We start from the raw sequence: 14,652 nt of genomic DNA, 5'->3' as shown, positions 1-14,652 counted from the left end.
TCCTGCTTTTGACTATACGGCAGCCTGTTGGCTCGCGTAGCTCCCCAACTCGTCGAGCTGCGCTATGTACTTCTTCATGTCGAAAGCAACTTCGGCCAAAGCGCGAATACTATCAGACATTCGCAAGCGCTCAGAATCGTTTGCGGCAAGGCGCGAGATCACTCGCGCGGCCTCGGCAGTATCACAGTAATTAACCACCCCATCCGCGGTGTTTCGATTTTCCAACAAGATATCGGCCATCCCGCTAGCATCATCGAAGCAAACGATTGGCACACCCTCCATAGCCGCGTCTATTGCAACGTTCGGAAGCGGATCAAGGCGCGAGCTCAACATCAACACGTCAGCCAGCGAATACACGTCGCTTAAGTCGCCCAGTTCGTCCAAAAAAATTGGAGCCAATCGAAACTTCGCGCGCAAAATATGCTCTTTGAGATAGACCGAATACTGCTTGTCGGTGTCAGGATTGTAGCCTTTTCCGATCCATACGAACTGAACGTCGCGAGACTGAATTTCGCGCTGGACGCTAGCCGCTGTCTGCAGGAAGAGATCCACACCCTTGCGAAACTGTACGCTCCCAGCTCCAATGACAATGAATACATTGGAGGACGATTTGGCCCTTTTCAGTTCTTCGAGGACCTTAGGCTTCGGCGGTTGCTGACTATACGAAGCAGGTATCACACAGCGACCCTGCGGAAGTACATGCCGTTTTCGTCCGGCCAAAGAGGGATGGGCACGGATTGCGTCGCGCTCAATAATAGTAGAAGAAAAAACAACCTCCGTCGAAGCATCAAAAGCCGCTCGAAGGGAATCGATCGCATATACATATGACGCAAATTCATGCATCAAAAAAACCGTCGGGATTGAATACTTTCTACAAACTTCGATAAATTCGCGAGACTCGCAACTATTGACAATTGCGTACTTGAACTTGCGCTTTGCAAGTGAACCATATGGTTTTGAGCGGCTATCTCGACGCCACTCGATGACTTCGCTGCTTATCGATTCGAATTCCGGCGTGAGTGGCCCGTCCCCCATCCGCACCGTGACCACATCGTACTGTTTTCTGAGTCCCTCCACCAGGTTCCATGCTAATATTGGGGCACCCGTGCGTGATGTTTCGTGGACGACCACCAAAACGCTCTCCCGCACTCCCAGGCTTCGAAGCACGATAGGCGTGGCTGCTGTGCACATCTCAGCTTTGGCGATCTGCCCAATTGCCTCTGGCGCAGCAAGGTAACTTTTTTGAACTATGGCACCCCTTGCCCAATCGTTCAAAATTTCAACGATAATATGCCACCTTTGTAGTCCCAGAGAGCGGCACAGCAGCTTCCAAATTAGCGCCTCCTCACTCATTTTTGTCGACCACCAGACAGCAAAGGCGACCGGCGCTCCATACTTTAACGCCCGCTGATGGATCTTCCGTTCTCGCCACTCTTGGGATTTGCGCGTCATGCGATATAGAACACTCGCACGCGTCAGCCATGTTGCCAGTTGAATCAGCGAAATGAGCTCTGCATTTGGCGATATTCCTTCAACGCTAGGCGGATGCGCGTCATAGGTCGGCAAACGCTCCGATCTATTCTCCGACAAACTCATGATTTCTTTTCTCCATCCAACGCGTCGTGCAAGTAATCAGCCAACTTTCTTATGCCTTCCTCAAGGGAAATTCTCGGTCGCCAGCTCAATTCCCGATTGGCGCGTTCAATCGACAATATGTTCACAGGTACGTCAAAGGTCCGGGAGGGCTGAAATATCCTTTCGGTCTTTCTTCCGAGAACAGAATCAACAACATCAAGAAGTTCTAAAAGGGAGGTTCCCTTTCCAGAACCGATGTTGAAGATCTTCTCTCGTGACGTATTTTCCATTGACCTGACCATCGCCTCAACAACATCATCTATATGGATGTAATCACGAACAACCGTCCCGTCGCCCCAAATCTCGATCGGCTGCTGTCGTATGGCGCGTCCCATAAAGACAGCGACGGCGCCTTGGCTTCCCGTAAGCCGTTGCCGCTCTCCATACGGATTTGCAATCCGCAGAGCAACATAATCGAGCCCATGAAGTTGATGAAAGAGGTCCAAATACTTCTCAGTCGCTAATTTGCAAATTCCATAACTAGATGTCGGTTGAGTCGGATGATTTTCAGAAATAGGGATTTGTTCGGGGATGCCATAAACGGTTCCGCCCGACGATGCGTAAATAACTCTCATGACTTTCGCTCGCGCCATTTGGGCGAGCATCCGCACGGTGGCAAGAAGATTGCTCTCCACATCGAATGCGGGGTCTTCATTGGATGTTTTCGGAAGAGTAGTTGACGCCAAATGAAAACAGACGTCACATCGTTCAACTGCGAGCTCGATATCGGCGATGGAGCCGATATCACCTTTGAAAAGCTCAAAACCACGAGCAACGCGGTTTCTCTCTTCGAATGACGCCGGAAACGTTCGATCGAAGCAACGCACATGATGGCCCATTTCAACCAGACGGTCGACCAAATGGGACCCAATGAACCCCGAGGCCCCTATTACGAGACACCTCATTTAACTGCTCTTCGCATTTTGCGTTGCGTGCTCCACCGGTGTCATGCGCTGTAGGAACGCAATGAGTAAAAATCGAAAACTGACACTAATCTACGTCATTTTTTTTCCTCAACCCTGATCGACCAACATCTCGTCAACACGCTTCAGCAAGCGCGGCACGTCGACTCGAAATGGCTGGTGATGAGTACCAAAATTATATGTCTCTGGCCTGCCCTCGAAAATACCGTATTGAAGACCGCGCGAGGCAAATAGCCGGGAATGGCCTTGCCCCCAATGCGGCTCACTTTCGATATCAATAAGTCGCGTTCCCGAATGACAGAATACAATATTATATAATGCGGATCCCGATTGCGACAGGATGAGCGACGCGGATGAGAAAAGCATAACTTGCTGCTGAGCGTCCAGTTGCTGGGGCTCTACGATCTCAAACTTACGTTTCAAAAGATGTGGTATCAATTCGTCCTCATTGACCATGACTCGCGACTGCCCGACGACATTTTTACGACTTATGTATAGGCGCCTATTTTTTTGAGCGGAGCCGTAAATCTTCCGAATTTCATCGAAGAGATTTAAACTTTCCCGATCGAACCAAACATCGCGATTTCTTATGGAGGGGACGATAACGCGTCTCAGCTTATATCGACAAAATATATCCTGCGAAATAATTCTGCTTGCTTCGATACCCGCCATTTGCAGTAGCGACCCTGCCGCGGGAAAATACAGCGGAACCAGAACGCGTAAACTCTTTTCTAATTTGGCCACCTGCACTACTTTGGGAAGAATGCGATAAATAAACGAGCCGTAATTCGGAGATTCATTGGACCCAAGAAATACAACTGGATCGGAAACCGAGATAATTTTTTCATCCGGAATCGACTTTAAAAGATAGCTCCCGTCCTTAGATTTGTCGTAAAAACCAATGAGTTCGTTTTGATATTGATGAGGTGACGCCAAATTCTGGATTTGTCGTTCGGCATACACTGGGTCCGTAAATGCTTCATCGAAATTGTATAGTCGATTGCCCCCGATGATCGCGCGGTAGCCCGACACGACAACGTTTGAACGCGCCATATTTATTACGGCTGGCCGCGGCGACGGTAAGGGACCGGTCAAATCCGGTAGCACCGGCCTCTCCTCGCGGTCGTGAAACAAAGGAAAATTCCAACGTACAGGGTATTCGTCGTGCTCACGTTCGACATTCACCATGTCCGAGAGGCCGCCAGCGAGCTCGGAAATCGCAACTCGTCGGTAGGTCATCGGATCAACATAGAAGTATCGATGCTTCGGCTGTGCTCGAAGAAACTTGAACAAGGACATTTGCCCAGGGTTTTCCACATCTATTTCAGGTTGCCGGAGCCCCGTCACCTTACGAGGCCTTTACCGCTTCCACTCTCGTGCGAGGCTTGTTCGATACAAAATCAAATGACGGCACAGAGCGATTGCTCCAGTTGCATTCCCTCGATGAGATCTCCAGCAGCACAGATTTTTTCCGTAATCTCCGCGGGCGTAATGTCAAGATCGCACAGCACTAATGAGGTACTTTCCGCGGAGTCGGTGACAGAAGCACGCGACAATAACAAAATTGCGGTGCCTAATCCCACCTCGCCGAAAATGGTAGAATTACAATCGGCGATCCTGTTATGAAAAGATCATACAGCAGGGGTAGGCCGCACTCACCACGGTTTCGACGGCCGACAAGTGGATACACAAAAGTGCAAATTACTAAGCTGGCTCTTGATGATGTCCTTTTGATCACACCGAAGCGATTTTATGACACACGCGGCTTTTTCATTGAACTCCATAATAAGAAAAAACTTAAAGAAGTTGGCATGGAAGATGACTTCGTACAGGATAATTTCTCACTCTCCACTAAAGCCGGAACGCTAAGAGGCCTCCATTTTCAAGTCCCGCCATTTTCTCAAGCCAAACTTGTCCGTGTCAGTCGCGGCCGGATTCTGGATGTAGCTGTGGACATCAGGGCATCGTCCCCTACTTTCGGGAAGCACGTATCCTGTGAAATTTCAGCAGAAAATGGACACCAGCTGTATATTCCGCACGGCTTCGCACACGGTTTTTGCACTCTGGAACCAGAGACCGAGGTCGTATACAAAGTTTCAAATTACTATGCCCCGCAAGCTGAGGGGGGAATTTTATGGTCTGACCCATCCTTGAATATAGATTGGCCGATAAGCGAAGATGCGGCCATCGTGTCCGAGAAGGATGCTGTGCTGCCGTTATTGACGGACTTCGCTCCAGTTTTCTAATTTTCACTTGTTCTCGGGGGAGAGCATGAGAGTCATCATTACCGGTGGAGCTGGCTTCATAGGCTCGGCGCTCGTTCGCTATCTCGTTCGCGACCGGGGCTGTGAAGTCCTTAACGTCGATAAGCTGACCTATGCCGCCAATCTGCAGTCGCTTTCCTCCGTATCTGGCCAATCGAACTATCGCTTCATGCAAGCTGACATTTGCGACCCAGTCGCGATGCATCGCGCATTTTCTGATTTTCAGCCTGATGGCGTGATGCATCTTGCCGCCGAGAGCCACGTAGACCGCTCGATCTCCTCTTCGGCGGAATTCATCATGACGAACGTTCTGGGTACCCATGTTCTGCTGGAGGCAGCGCGCCACTACTGGGGTGAGCTGCCCGTGACACGGCGCGACGCATTCCGGTTTCTACATGTTTCAACGGACGAAGTCTTCGGCACCCTCCACGAAGGAAACTTTTTCACCGAAACCACAGCCTACGATCCAAGATCGCCGTACTCCGCAAGCAAGGCGTCGTCTGATCATCTCGTCAGTGCCTGGCGCGAGACCTATGGGCTGCCCACTCTGATCACGAACTGCTCGAACAACTACGGTCCCTACCACTTCCCGGAGAAGCTGATTCCGCTCATCCTCCTTAATGCGTTGGAGAAAAAACCTCTGCCGGTTTACGGCGATGGCAGGCAGGTGCGCGATTGGCTATATGTTGAAGACCACGTCAAAGCGCTGACGACGGTCTTGGAGCGCGGACGGGTTGGCGAAACCTATAATGTCGGTGGCCGAGCTCCGACTGAGAATATCACCGTCGTCGAACGTATCTGCGATCTTCTCGACGCGCGCGTCCCGAATGAAGTGTCGCGCCGAAATCTTATCAGATTTGTGGCGGACCGGCCTGGCCACGACCGCCGCTATGCCATCGACCCGACCAAGATCGAGATGGAACTCGGCTGGCGCGCGGAAAAAACATTCGACACCGGCATCACCGCCACTGTTGATTGGTATTTGAATAACGACTGGTGGTGGCGTCCGCTGCGCGAGAACGTCTACTCAGGAACTCGACTTGGCTTGCTCGCTGACCCTACCCCAGCAAAGTCAGAGCTCGCGGAGAATTCGGTGTGATGGGCGATGCCAACACCGTTCTGATCATCGGGCGTAACGGTCAAGTCGCCCGATCTCTCGACGAAACGCTGACGTCGCACGGGCATAGCGTCATTAAAATCGGCCGCCCCGAAGTCAATCTTGCCGATCCCCGAACCATCTCAAACGCGATCATCGCCGCTCGGCCCAGATGGGTTATAAATTCTGCAGCCTACACTGCGGTCGATCGTGCCGAAGATGAGCCCGAAGCCGCCCGCGCCGCAAACGCCGAGGGAGCCCAAGCAGCCGCAGAGGCCGCTGCTCGGATTGGAGCGCCGATTGTCCATTTCTCGACGGACTACGTCTTCGATGGCGAGAAGCGCACGCCCTATGTCGAGACAGATCCGGTATCGCCAATAGGAATCTACGGCCAAACCAAGCTTGCCGGAGAAATGCTCGTCGCCAATGCCAATCCCAAGCACATTATTTTGCGAACGGCATGGGTCTTCAGCCCATTCGGTAACAATTTCGCAAAGACGATGCTGCGCCTCAGCAAGGAGCGGCCCGCGATCAATGTCGTCGATGATCAACACGGCAATCCGACCTACGCTCCGGATCTTGCGGATGTCGTCCGCCAGATCGTCAATCGGCTAGACGAGTGGTCGCTTCCGTCGGATCGGTTCGGTGTGTTCCATGCTGTGAATGCCGGTCCGACGACTTGGTGCGGTTTTGCTAAAGCCATCATCGCCGGCGCCGCAGACCGCGGCGCACCTCGAGCAGACGTACATCCGATCGAGACGAAAGATTACCCTACCAAGGCCCAGCGCCCCGCTTACTCCATGCTATCAACGGACAAGCTCGCGCGCATCTATGGCATTCGACTCCGGCCATGGACTGAGGCTTTGTCTGATGCACTTGACCACCTAGTAGGCTTCCGGGACGACAAAGCATCCAACCTAGTGCAACAGGATTTCAGTAAACCAGCATGAGCGCCATGAAAGGTATCATTCTCGCCGGAGGCAGCGGAACGCGCCTTTATCCATTGACGCTTACGATTTCAAAGCAACTGCTTCCTGTCTACGACAAGCCGATGATTTATTATCCGCTGTCGACGCTCATGCTCGCGGGAATTCGCGATATTCTCATTATCACGACACCACACGATCAGCCCCTGTTCAAAAATCTCCTGGGATCGGGCGAGCAGTTTGGAATTCGACTGAGCTACGCGGTCCAGCCCGCTCCAGAGGGCCTCACACAGGCTTTTATCATCGGCAAGGAATTCGTCGGTAACGATCGCTGCGCTCTCGTTTTGGGCGATAACATTTTCTACGGCCACGGTCTTGCGGACTTGCTGCGCACAGCCGCTGCACGAGAGGGCGGGGCGACAATCTTTGCCTACGAAGTCGCCGATCCGGAACGCTACGGCGTCGTCACATTCGACTCTGCGGGAAAAGCCCAGACTATCGTCGAAAAACCGAAAGCGCCAAAATCAAGATGGGCTGTCACCGGCATCTATTTCTATGATGAACGCGTTGTCGAACTCGCTTCCCGCGTCACGCCATCGGCGCGCGGCGAACTCGAGATCACGACGTTGAATGAAATGTATCTAGCGCTTGATGCGCTCCACGTCGAAAAAATGGGTCGCGGCTTCGCGTGGCTCGACACAGGAACTTTCGAGAGCCTGATGGATGCAGGCGATTACATCGCCACAATTGAAAGGCGACAGGGCCTCAAAATTGCCTGCCCCGAAGAAATCGCACTTCGCATGGGATATCTGTCTGCAGATGAAATAGCGGCATCGCTCGGTCGCCTGGGAAAGAGCGCCTATGCTGGATACGTAAAGCGCATCTTGGCAGCCGAATAACGCCTATCAATCGCCCGAAGCGCGGGACATGCAGATTACCCGCATCTCCCCAATAAATGCAGTATCGGCTGACGCTGCAAGTCACCCGGCACGAGCTTCAGGGCCCAAAGCCGAGAAATCAAAACCCTCGAAGCTCGATTTATGTAACGGGATACGCAAAGATCTACATGCCTCGCCCATGCCTCCGATTTCATGATCAGAGACCCAGACCATTGTAATTCCGAACTCAGTCAAAAAGAGATCAAGCCCCATCCTCTCGGCAAAAATTGACGGAAGGATTGAAACGGACGGTGACAGAAATCCGCGCGCACGATCAAAGAAAGCGGCATCGCCGCTCAACAGAACGGTGACGTCTTCACCGCGTCCCGATACTGTATTAGCTAAACGGCACGCTGCGGAAACAACATGTTCGTCACACGCCGCCAAAATCAGCAGTATATGATTTATATTTCGCGGAGTTTTCATGACTTCGCCAATGAGACCCCCCTGGGCAAATTCACGCCCCGCGGCATATCCCAAATTGGCGACGCATATCGCCCACGCGTTTTGCAACAATAATCTGATCGCGGATTTATTTACCTCGTAGTGCCTTCTTAAAGCTTGGGCGATGCGAACATGTTCATTATAAAAGCTCTCACTCTTTAAGCTTGCTTTTGAGCTGTTTGACGTGTGGACCCTGAAATAAGCCTTTGCATTCGGATCATAGGCAATTCGGCCGCCCCGCGCGACGCGACTGTAGAGATACCAGTCGCCGCAAATTCTATAAGAAGCCAATTCAGAGAAGATGTCCGGACTGAACTCCTGTCTTCGGAAGAGGCAGCCACCAACATTTGCAACAATGTTTTTGTTGCCAAACGGACCATTGAACCAGGAATAGGCACTCGCGATTATCGGTGCCCCCCAGAACTTCGATGCAGAGAGCGAGAGACCTGATTGCGGAACGACGATCCCCTCTCTGTCGATCGAATCTATCCGGCCGAACGCCATCATCACGCTCGGATCACTGAAATATGGAACAAGCGTGCCAAGAAACCTGGGATCACACGTATCGTCACTTTCGCACAGCCAGATCAAATCCCCTTTCGCCAATTCAAATCCCTTCTGCCATTGGCGAAAAATGCTTCCGGAATTCATTTCGTTGAACACAAGCTTCACGGGCACGGAAATGTCCCGCGTCATTTCAAGGATTACATTTCGGCTATCGTCCGTAGATGCATCGTCCAAAATTATCAATTCGCTTAGTTCTATTTCCTGGTCGAGAATTGACCGTATTCGCTCCCTAAGGAACGAGGCGTGATTATAATTCGGGATAATCACCGATATCCTAGGCGTCCGTTTGTCTCGAAAGATCGGAAGCTCGCCATCAACCGATATGCCGTATTTCGCATTCGGGGGGTGCCCCGAATGGGAAACCGACTTGGTCCCGGCGAATTGCCTGTGCTGAAAACCATTAAATTCGATCGCTTCAACAAGACGTCCGCGAAACAATTTACGTTCGGAAGAGTTGAGCGGATACCGGATATAGGCCAACAGCTTGGCGAGCTTATGCCTCGGCCGGATTGTCCAGATCACAGTCATTGTTCGCTTCGCACGGCGAGGTCGACATCAGACCGCGTGCCCATTTGTGATTGGAAATTGCGCTGTCTCATTTATGAAGAAAATGACAATCTAACAAATCTTCCGGGATGCAAGCGGACGGCGTTGGCAAACATACGCAGCTTGAAGAAGTCCAGGCGACGGTGGTGGCTCGCAGCGAACAATAGAGCTTCCTGATAAAGCTTCTTATTTTGTTTCTTCATTCGAGGCGAAGTACTCTCGATCTTCTTTACCGCCGAGAATTTGGCGTCAAACAAAGCCGTGGGATCGAGAAGAATGAGTGTGGCTCGAAAAAATTCAATATGTTCAGATATGAGGTCATCCAGCAGCCGGTCATTCCAAAGATCCGGAGGACCACGATAGAGGCTCGCCGGATCGGAATGGCCCGCCATTCTCAAATGATAACAAGCCTGCGCCAGTGCTGCCGACACCCGCTGCTGAATTTTATGCTTTTCCGAGACACTCGCTCCGTGAATCCGATGAAGGATTCCAACAAATGGCAAATTATCCACCTTCGCGTGCTGCACTACTCTAAGCCACAAATCATAATCTTCGGCATGCCGGAAAGCTTCCCGATAGCCTCCAAGCTTTAAGATAGGCACGCGGCGCATCATTACCGTCGGGTGACATAGTTCACAGCTGCGAAGCAACGCTTCCGAAACCGCTCCTTCTCCCTGCACAACAGTCGGAGCGTGCAGCACGCGACCGCGACCGTCGATCAATTTCCTCGCCGTGCCGACAACCCAAACGTCTGGGCGCCGGGCCAAATATTCAAGCTGCTGCGCAAGACGACCAGGCAAACAAACATCGTCCGCATCCATGCGGGCGACAATAGGAGCAGACGCACTCTCAAGCCCGATATTTAGGGCAGAAACTAGACCTAGCTTGCCACGACTGATGACGCGAACTCGCGAATCGCGATCTTCGAAGTTCTTCAAAATAGCACTGGAAGCATCACTCGATCCGTCGTCGATGCAAATGAGTTCAAAATCGCGAAGTTCCTGTCGAAGGACACTTTCAATCGCCTGAGATAGATATTTCTCCGCATTATAGACGGGCATAATGACAGACAGAATTTTGCTCATCTCACCCTCATCCCGCCTTTGGTGCTTTGTATCCGCTCCCACAGCACCGCTGCTAGCCAACGGAGATCGACAATTGAGAAAGAACCGAGCTTGAATGGCATTCCAGCCTCGCAGCTGAACTTCGACCACAGGCGCACTGATCTCACTCCACTTGAACCCGGCCCAGTCCGGCCGCCAATTTAAGCGGCGTTCACTTTCAACCGCCCAACGATCCGCTCATAAAAATTGTCGGCGCTGGCTGAAACGGCACCCAAGGCGAACTTCTGCGCGCAATAGCTGCGGCCCTCTTGAGCGAGCCGGCTCATCATCCCCGGGGCGCCAATTAAGGTGGACACCTGATCGGAGATATCTCCAGCAGAAAAACGATCGGGCAAAAACAATGCGTATTTGCCGCTGACTTCCTTCAGTCCACCGGTCCCAGAACTGACAACTGCACAACCGGCAGCGTGAGCTTCCAGTGCGGTACGGCCAAATGGCTCCTCCCATCGAGATGGCACAAGTGCAATCGAAGCTTCTTCTAATCGCTCACGAACGACGGCAAGTGTTTGATTGACCTCCACCATCACCCGATCCGCGACGGGACGTAACGTCGCCATGACTTCTTGAAGATAATTGGGAAACCGCTGTGTCTCGCTCAGTATGAATCGGGCGGACCAAGATGGCTCTCTACCCAGAATATCGACAACGGCTTCGGACGCTTCTTTAATGCCTTTTTCCGGTGCAGCGCGGCCAACGCAGATAATCTCGCGACGGCGCGTATTCGCAGGCTGCCAATCACTGAAATCCAAGCCATTGTAAACAACCGACATAGGGGTTGTAACTTCGGGCCAATCTGCGCGAAATTGATCTCTGCACGTCTCGCTGACGAAAATAATTCCTGCCAGAGCTTTGTATTGATTAACGTGCCATCTACGTTTCAGCACGTTCAATACGCCTTTTGCCGGCACCGATTTGATCATGTTGTGCTTGTGCAAGATCACAGGCGTAGAAACTCTGCGTGCCACTCCGGCTGCAGTCGGAAGATGCTGTTGAACGACAATAAGATCGGCCGAGCTCTCCTGCGCTTGGTCCAACGCAAACTTCGTCTTTTTTGTCTTGTGGCGATCTATTGACGGCGGGTACGTTGAGATGTTCAACCCCGAAAACAGCGTCTCATTCTCACAACAAAGTATTTTTGTCGTATCTCGATAACGACTGGCTTTGATGAGATCATATACGCAAAGATCAATCGACGTCGCATTGGAGGGACCAAAGCGCATATTTCGGGGCATGAAACAGGTTATGCGCATCCAGTCCGATTTACCCCTCCAAGCCTCAACCTGAGTGCATGCCTTTGACTGCACAGTCAAGCCAAACAAAGATCCGACAGTCCCGCAACATCGCGCAAATGTCTAAATAGCTTCCGCGAGCGGCTGCTTGGTTTCGAGGAACTTCGCAAACTGCAGCTTGAACAGACGGCTATAAGCGCCGCCTGCGGCCATCAACTGCTCATGAGTGCCACTCTCGATGACACGACCGGCTTCTATCACATGGATCAAATCGGCATGCAGGATCGTCGACAGCCTATGAGCGATGACGAGCGTCGTCTTCCCTTCCGTCAAGCGTCGCAATTCGCGCTGGATGACGTCTTCCGTCTCACTGTCGAGCGCCGACGTCGGTTCGTCCAACAGAATGATCGGCGCATTCTTCAGAAAGGCACGCGCCAGGGCAATGCGCTGGCGCTGACCGCCCGAGACTTGTGCGCCAAGTTCGCCGACCTGCGTATCATAGCCACGCGGCAGTGATTTGATGAACTCGTGTGCACTCGCTGCTTTGGCCGCTTCGATGCACTGCTCTTCAGAAGCAGTTTCGTGGCCGGCCCGAATGTTATCGATGATCGACCCTTCAAACAGGAAAGCATCCTGGCCGACGACCGAGATGTTCTGCCTCAAGGACTTCAGCGAGACGTCAGCAATCGACTGGCCATCGATCTCGATGGTGCCGGCGTCCGGGACACGCAGACGCTGGAGGAGCGAGAAAACCGTGGTCTTACCGCCGCCGGAATGACCAACCAGCGCCGTCACCTTTCCCGCAGGCACGGAAAAGGTCATATGCTCAATAACCGGCTTGTTCGCCACATATCTGAACGCGACGTCGCGAAGGGCAATCTCGCCGCCTTTGACATCAAGCTCAGGCCTGCCCGGTGGCTCGTCTTCTCGCGCCGGCGTATCCAAGATCTCATACATCATCCGCACACCAATCGAGGCGGAGGCGAGTTGCAGTTGGACACGCGAAAGACGGCGCCCTGGATCGGAGCACATGAGCAAGGCGGTGATAAACGCAAAGAACTGGCCAGGGCTTGCGCCATGATAGAGATTTTGCCAGCCGGCGTAGAAAATGACGGCGGCAACAGCACAGCCGCCGATAGCCTCCATCAAAGGGTTAACGCCGGCCTGAATGCGCAGCATCTTGTTGGACAGTCGCTGGACGGCTTCGATGGCATTAAACATCCGACCGCGCATCGTATTCTCGAGCTGGAAGGATTTGACGACCTGCGCTCCCTGACTGAGTTCGCGCGTCGCCTGGATGATCCCCGCCATCGAATGAATTTCACCCTTCGTCGCTTTCTTAATCCGCGCCACCATCTTGCGCGATGAGATCGCAGCGACAGGGCCGCCGATCAGCGCGATCGCCGACAGAACGGGATCTAGCGCGATCATCGTGCAAACGAGACCCACGATCGTGAACAAGTCGCGACCCACATTCAACGAAACAAGCGTCAGCATGTCCCGCACAGCGCTGGCATTATAAGATATGAGGGTGACGAGATTGCTTGAACTGTATTGTTGAAAGAAGGCGACATCGACTTTCAACATGTGGTTGAACATGCGCTTTTGCGTATCCGCCACGAGACGGTTGCCAATGTTGCCGACGATGACCTCAGAGAAATAGGCTGCAACACCCTTGGCGATGAAAATCCCGACGATAAGGAACGTAATGCCGATCAACGCTTCGCGGTTCTGATTCACGAAGATCGTGTCGATAACGGTCTTCAGCACGTAAGCACTTAGAGACGTCGTGCCCGCAACAAGCAACATGCAAACGATGGCGATGGCGTATCGCGGAGCGTACTCCCGGCCATTCTCGCGTGCCAGGCGTTTCAATAAATCAAGGGTTGTAGGCGTCGTCGACGGCGTCGGCATCCGCTTCTCTCTGCTTTCGCGACTGACCGCCGCGCCGGCTCGCGCAACGCCCAAACGCGTTGATGTGTACAAGGGCCAAAGTCAACGAACGCATCCGCATGCGCAACGACGTTGACAGCACTAAGCCCGTTCTACGTAAATCTCACCGGCGGGCGGCCTCTTGGGATATAATCAAAATCTGCCAGCGAGGGTACCATGCTCCCTTCTTGGTCCACATGTGTTTCCGTCTAGGTGTGGCCCAATCGCGACGACTCTCCGGCCGCAATACCGGACTTGGCGTTTCGAGGCCCAACAAGTAGATGGCGCTTGCCTAAGTTGAGATAGGAAAACTCCTAGAAGGAAAGTCGGCCCAAAAGTGGCCGACGAGCATATCTCTGCTAGAGAGCATCGATCATTGTTCCCTGTTACGCCACCCCGAACGAAGCATAATAACCAGGACCTCCCGCAGTGCACGCCGAAAAGCTTGAAATTCCGGATGTTCTTCTGATCCATTTCAAGCGCTTTTACGACAACAGGGGCTTCTTCACCGAGCTTTACAATAATGAGGAGTTCAAGCGCGCGGGTATTCAAGAAACCTTTGTGCAGGACAATTTTCCCTCTCCGCCCAGGCCGGCACGATTCGTGGCCTGCATATTAGTCTTTTCACCCCACGCGCAGGCGAATCTCGTGCGTGTTAGCCGTGGACGCATATTCGACGCGGCGGTCGATTTACGACCGCAATTTTCGACATACGTACAGCATGTTATGGTTGAACTCTCTGCTGAGACCGGCCCGCAGCTGTACATTCCCCGTGGCCTCGCGCACGGGTTTTGCACACTCGAGCCCGACACCGAGGTCGTTTATAAAGTATCGAGCTGCTATGCTCCGCACGACGAAAAATATCCTGATCATCACCACGCCGCACGACCAGCCCTTGTTCAAAAGTCTGCTCGGCTCAGGTGATGCAATTCGGTATCCGCTTGAGCTATGCTATCCAGCCCTACCGGAGGAGCCGGCGCAAGCTTTCATCATCGGCCGCGACTTCATTGGCGGCGACCGCTGCGCGC

12 protein-coding genes and 1 pseudogene are annotated in these 14,652 nt (G+C 52.8%); 6 read left to right on the top strand and 7 right to left on the bottom strand.

Features of this window, described 5'->3' with window-relative positions; translation table 11 throughout:
* Nucleotides 1-12: 12 nt before the first annotated feature.
* The 3 genes from ACLB1Z_RS10110 to ACLB1Z_RS10100 form a co-directional block, all read right to left on the bottom strand.
* Nucleotides 13-1,596, bottom strand: a complete 1,584-nt coding sequence (locus ACLB1Z_RS10110) for a glycosyltransferase family 4 protein (protein ID WP_409563186.1) — start codon at nt 1,594-1,596, stop codon at nt 13-15.
* On the bottom strand, nt 1,593-2,495 hold the full coding sequence (locus tag ACLB1Z_RS10105; protein ID WP_409563185.1) for an NAD-dependent epimerase/dehydratase family protein: 903 nt from the start codon (nt 2,493-2,495) through the stop codon (nt 1,593-1,595). The genes ACLB1Z_RS10110 and ACLB1Z_RS10105 overlap by 4 nt, the downstream gene beginning before the upstream one ends.
* Nucleotides 2,496-2,648: 153 nt before the next feature.
* Nucleotides 2,649-3,857 carry a glycosyltransferase family 61 protein gene (locus ACLB1Z_RS10100; RefSeq protein WP_409563184.1) on the bottom strand — a complete coding sequence of 403 codons (1,209 nt, stop codon included), beginning with the start codon at nt 3,855-3,857 and terminating at the stop codon, nt 2,649-2,651.
* Nucleotides 3,858-4,252: 395 nt separating this feature from the next.
* Between ACLB1Z_RS10100 and rfbC the strand changes: the two genes are divergently transcribed.
* From rfbC to rfbA, 4 genes are read left to right on the top strand one after another with little or no spacing between them, the layout of a single operon-like run.
* Nucleotides 4,253-4,804, top strand: coding sequence for a dTDP-4-dehydrorhamnose 3,5-epimerase (gene rfbC, locus ACLB1Z_RS10095; protein ID WP_409563183.1), 552 nt, complete (start codon nt 4,253-4,255; stop codon nt 4,802-4,804).
* 25 nt (nt 4,805-4,829) lie between these two features.
* Nucleotides 4,830-5,921 carry a dTDP-glucose 4,6-dehydratase gene (gene rfbB / locus ACLB1Z_RS10090; RefSeq protein ID WP_409563182.1) on the top strand — a complete coding sequence of 364 codons (1,092 nt, stop codon included), beginning with the start codon at nt 4,830-4,832 and terminating at the stop codon, nt 5,919-5,921.
* Complete coding sequence (gene rfbD, locus ACLB1Z_RS10085; protein WP_409563181.1) at nt 5,921-6,868, top strand: dTDP-4-dehydrorhamnose reductase; 948 nt, start codon at nt 5,921-5,923, stop codon at nt 6,866-6,868. The genes rfbB and rfbD overlap by 1 nt, the downstream gene beginning before the upstream one ends.
* 5 nt (nt 6,869-6,873) lie before the next feature.
* Nucleotides 6,874-7,743, top strand: a complete 870-nt coding sequence (rfbA, locus tag ACLB1Z_RS10080; protein WP_409563256.1) for a glucose-1-phosphate thymidylyltransferase RfbA — start codon at nt 6,874-6,876, stop codon at nt 7,741-7,743.
* Nucleotides 7,744-7,824: 81 nt separating this feature from the next.
* Here the strand turns inward: rfbA and ACLB1Z_RS10075 are convergent, their stop codons facing one another.
* The 4 genes from ACLB1Z_RS10075 to ACLB1Z_RS10060 all read right to left on the bottom strand — a co-directional run bounded on the left by ACLB1Z_RS10075 (nt 7,825) and on the right by ACLB1Z_RS10060 (nt 13,606).
* Entirely contained in the window at nt 7,825-9,321 is a 1,497-nt protein-coding gene (locus tag ACLB1Z_RS10075; RefSeq protein ID WP_409563180.1) for a glycosyltransferase family 2 protein, read from the bottom strand.
* Nucleotides 9,322-9,392: 71 nt separating this feature from the next.
* Nucleotides 9,393-10,424, bottom strand: coding sequence for a glycosyltransferase family 2 protein (locus ACLB1Z_RS10070; protein WP_409563179.1), 1,032 nt, complete (start codon nt 10,422-10,424; stop codon nt 9,393-9,395).
* Nucleotides 10,425-10,603: 179 nt separating this feature from the next.
* Nucleotides 10,604-11,683: a glycosyltransferase family 4 protein gene (locus ACLB1Z_RS10065; RefSeq protein ID WP_409563178.1), complete on the bottom strand. Its 1,080-nt coding sequence runs from the start codon at nt 11,681-11,683 to the stop codon at nt 10,604-10,606.
* A 132-nt stretch (nt 11,684-11,815) separates the two neighbouring features.
* Nucleotides 11,816-13,606 carry an ABC transporter ATP-binding protein gene (locus tag ACLB1Z_RS10060; protein ID WP_409563177.1) on the bottom strand — a complete coding sequence of 597 codons (1,791 nt, stop codon included), beginning with the start codon at nt 13,604-13,606 and terminating at the stop codon, nt 11,816-11,818.
* Nucleotides 13,607-14,053: 447 nt separating this feature from the next.
* Here ACLB1Z_RS10060 and ACLB1Z_RS10055 point away from each other — a divergent pair, with 447 nt between their 5' ends.
* The gene (locus tag ACLB1Z_RS10055) at nt 14,054-14,548 is read left to right on the top strand and encodes a dTDP-4-dehydrorhamnose 3,5-epimerase family protein (protein ID WP_409563176.1); all 495 of its coding nucleotides are present in this window, start codon (nt 14,054-14,056) and stop codon (nt 14,546-14,548) included.
* Nucleotides 14,487-14,612 (top strand): annotated as a pseudogene (locus tag ACLB1Z_RS10050) (glucose-1-phosphate thymidylyltransferase); the annotation flags it as partial. The gene ACLB1Z_RS10055 and the pseudogene ACLB1Z_RS10050, both read left to right, overlap by 62 nt.
* Nucleotides 14,613-14,652 lie beyond the last annotated feature (40 nt).

The sequence above is a fragment of the Hyphomicrobium sp. MC8b genome, assembly GCF_905067615.1.
GTDB lineage: Bacteria > Pseudomonadota > Alphaproteobacteria > Rhizobiales > Hyphomicrobiaceae > Hyphomicrobium_B.
This window is presented reverse-complemented; position numbering and strand designations above follow the sequence as displayed.

Excerpts from the sequence above, each read along its gene's own strand:
- ACLB1Z_RS10070 (WP_409563179.1), bottom strand. The coding sequence starts at position 10,424 with ATGAGCAAAATTCTGTCTGTCATTATGCCCGTCTATAATGCGGAGAAA.
- ACLB1Z_RS10065 (WP_409563178.1), bottom strand. The coding sequence starts at position 11,683 with ATGCGCTTTGGTCCCTCCAATGCGACGTCGATTGATCTTTGCGTATAT.
- rfbA (WP_409563256.1), top strand. The coding sequence starts at position 6,874 with ATGAAAGGTATCATTCTCGCCGGAGGCAGCGGAACGCGCCTTTATCCA.
- ACLB1Z_RS10060 (WP_409563177.1), bottom strand. The coding sequence starts at position 13,606 with ATGCCGACGCCGTCGACGACGCCTACAACCCTTGATTTATTGAAACGC.
- ACLB1Z_RS10110 (WP_409563186.1), bottom strand. The coding sequence starts at position 1,596 with ATGAGTTTGTCGGAGAATAGATCGGAGCGTTTGCCGACCTATGACGCG.
- ACLB1Z_RS10075 (WP_409563180.1), bottom strand. The coding sequence starts at position 9,321 with ATGACTGTGATCTGGACAATCCGGCCGAGGCATAAGCTCGCCAAGCTG.
- rfbD (WP_409563181.1), top strand. The coding sequence starts at position 5,921 with ATGGGCGATGCCAACACCGTTCTGATCATCGGGCGTAACGGTCAAGTC.
- rfbB (WP_409563182.1), top strand. The coding sequence starts at position 4,830 with ATGAGAGTCATCATTACCGGTGGAGCTGGCTTCATAGGCTCGGCGCTC.
- ACLB1Z_RS10100 (WP_409563184.1), bottom strand. The coding sequence starts at position 3,857 with ATGTCCTTGTTCAAGTTTCTTCGAGCACAGCCGAAGCATCGATACTTC.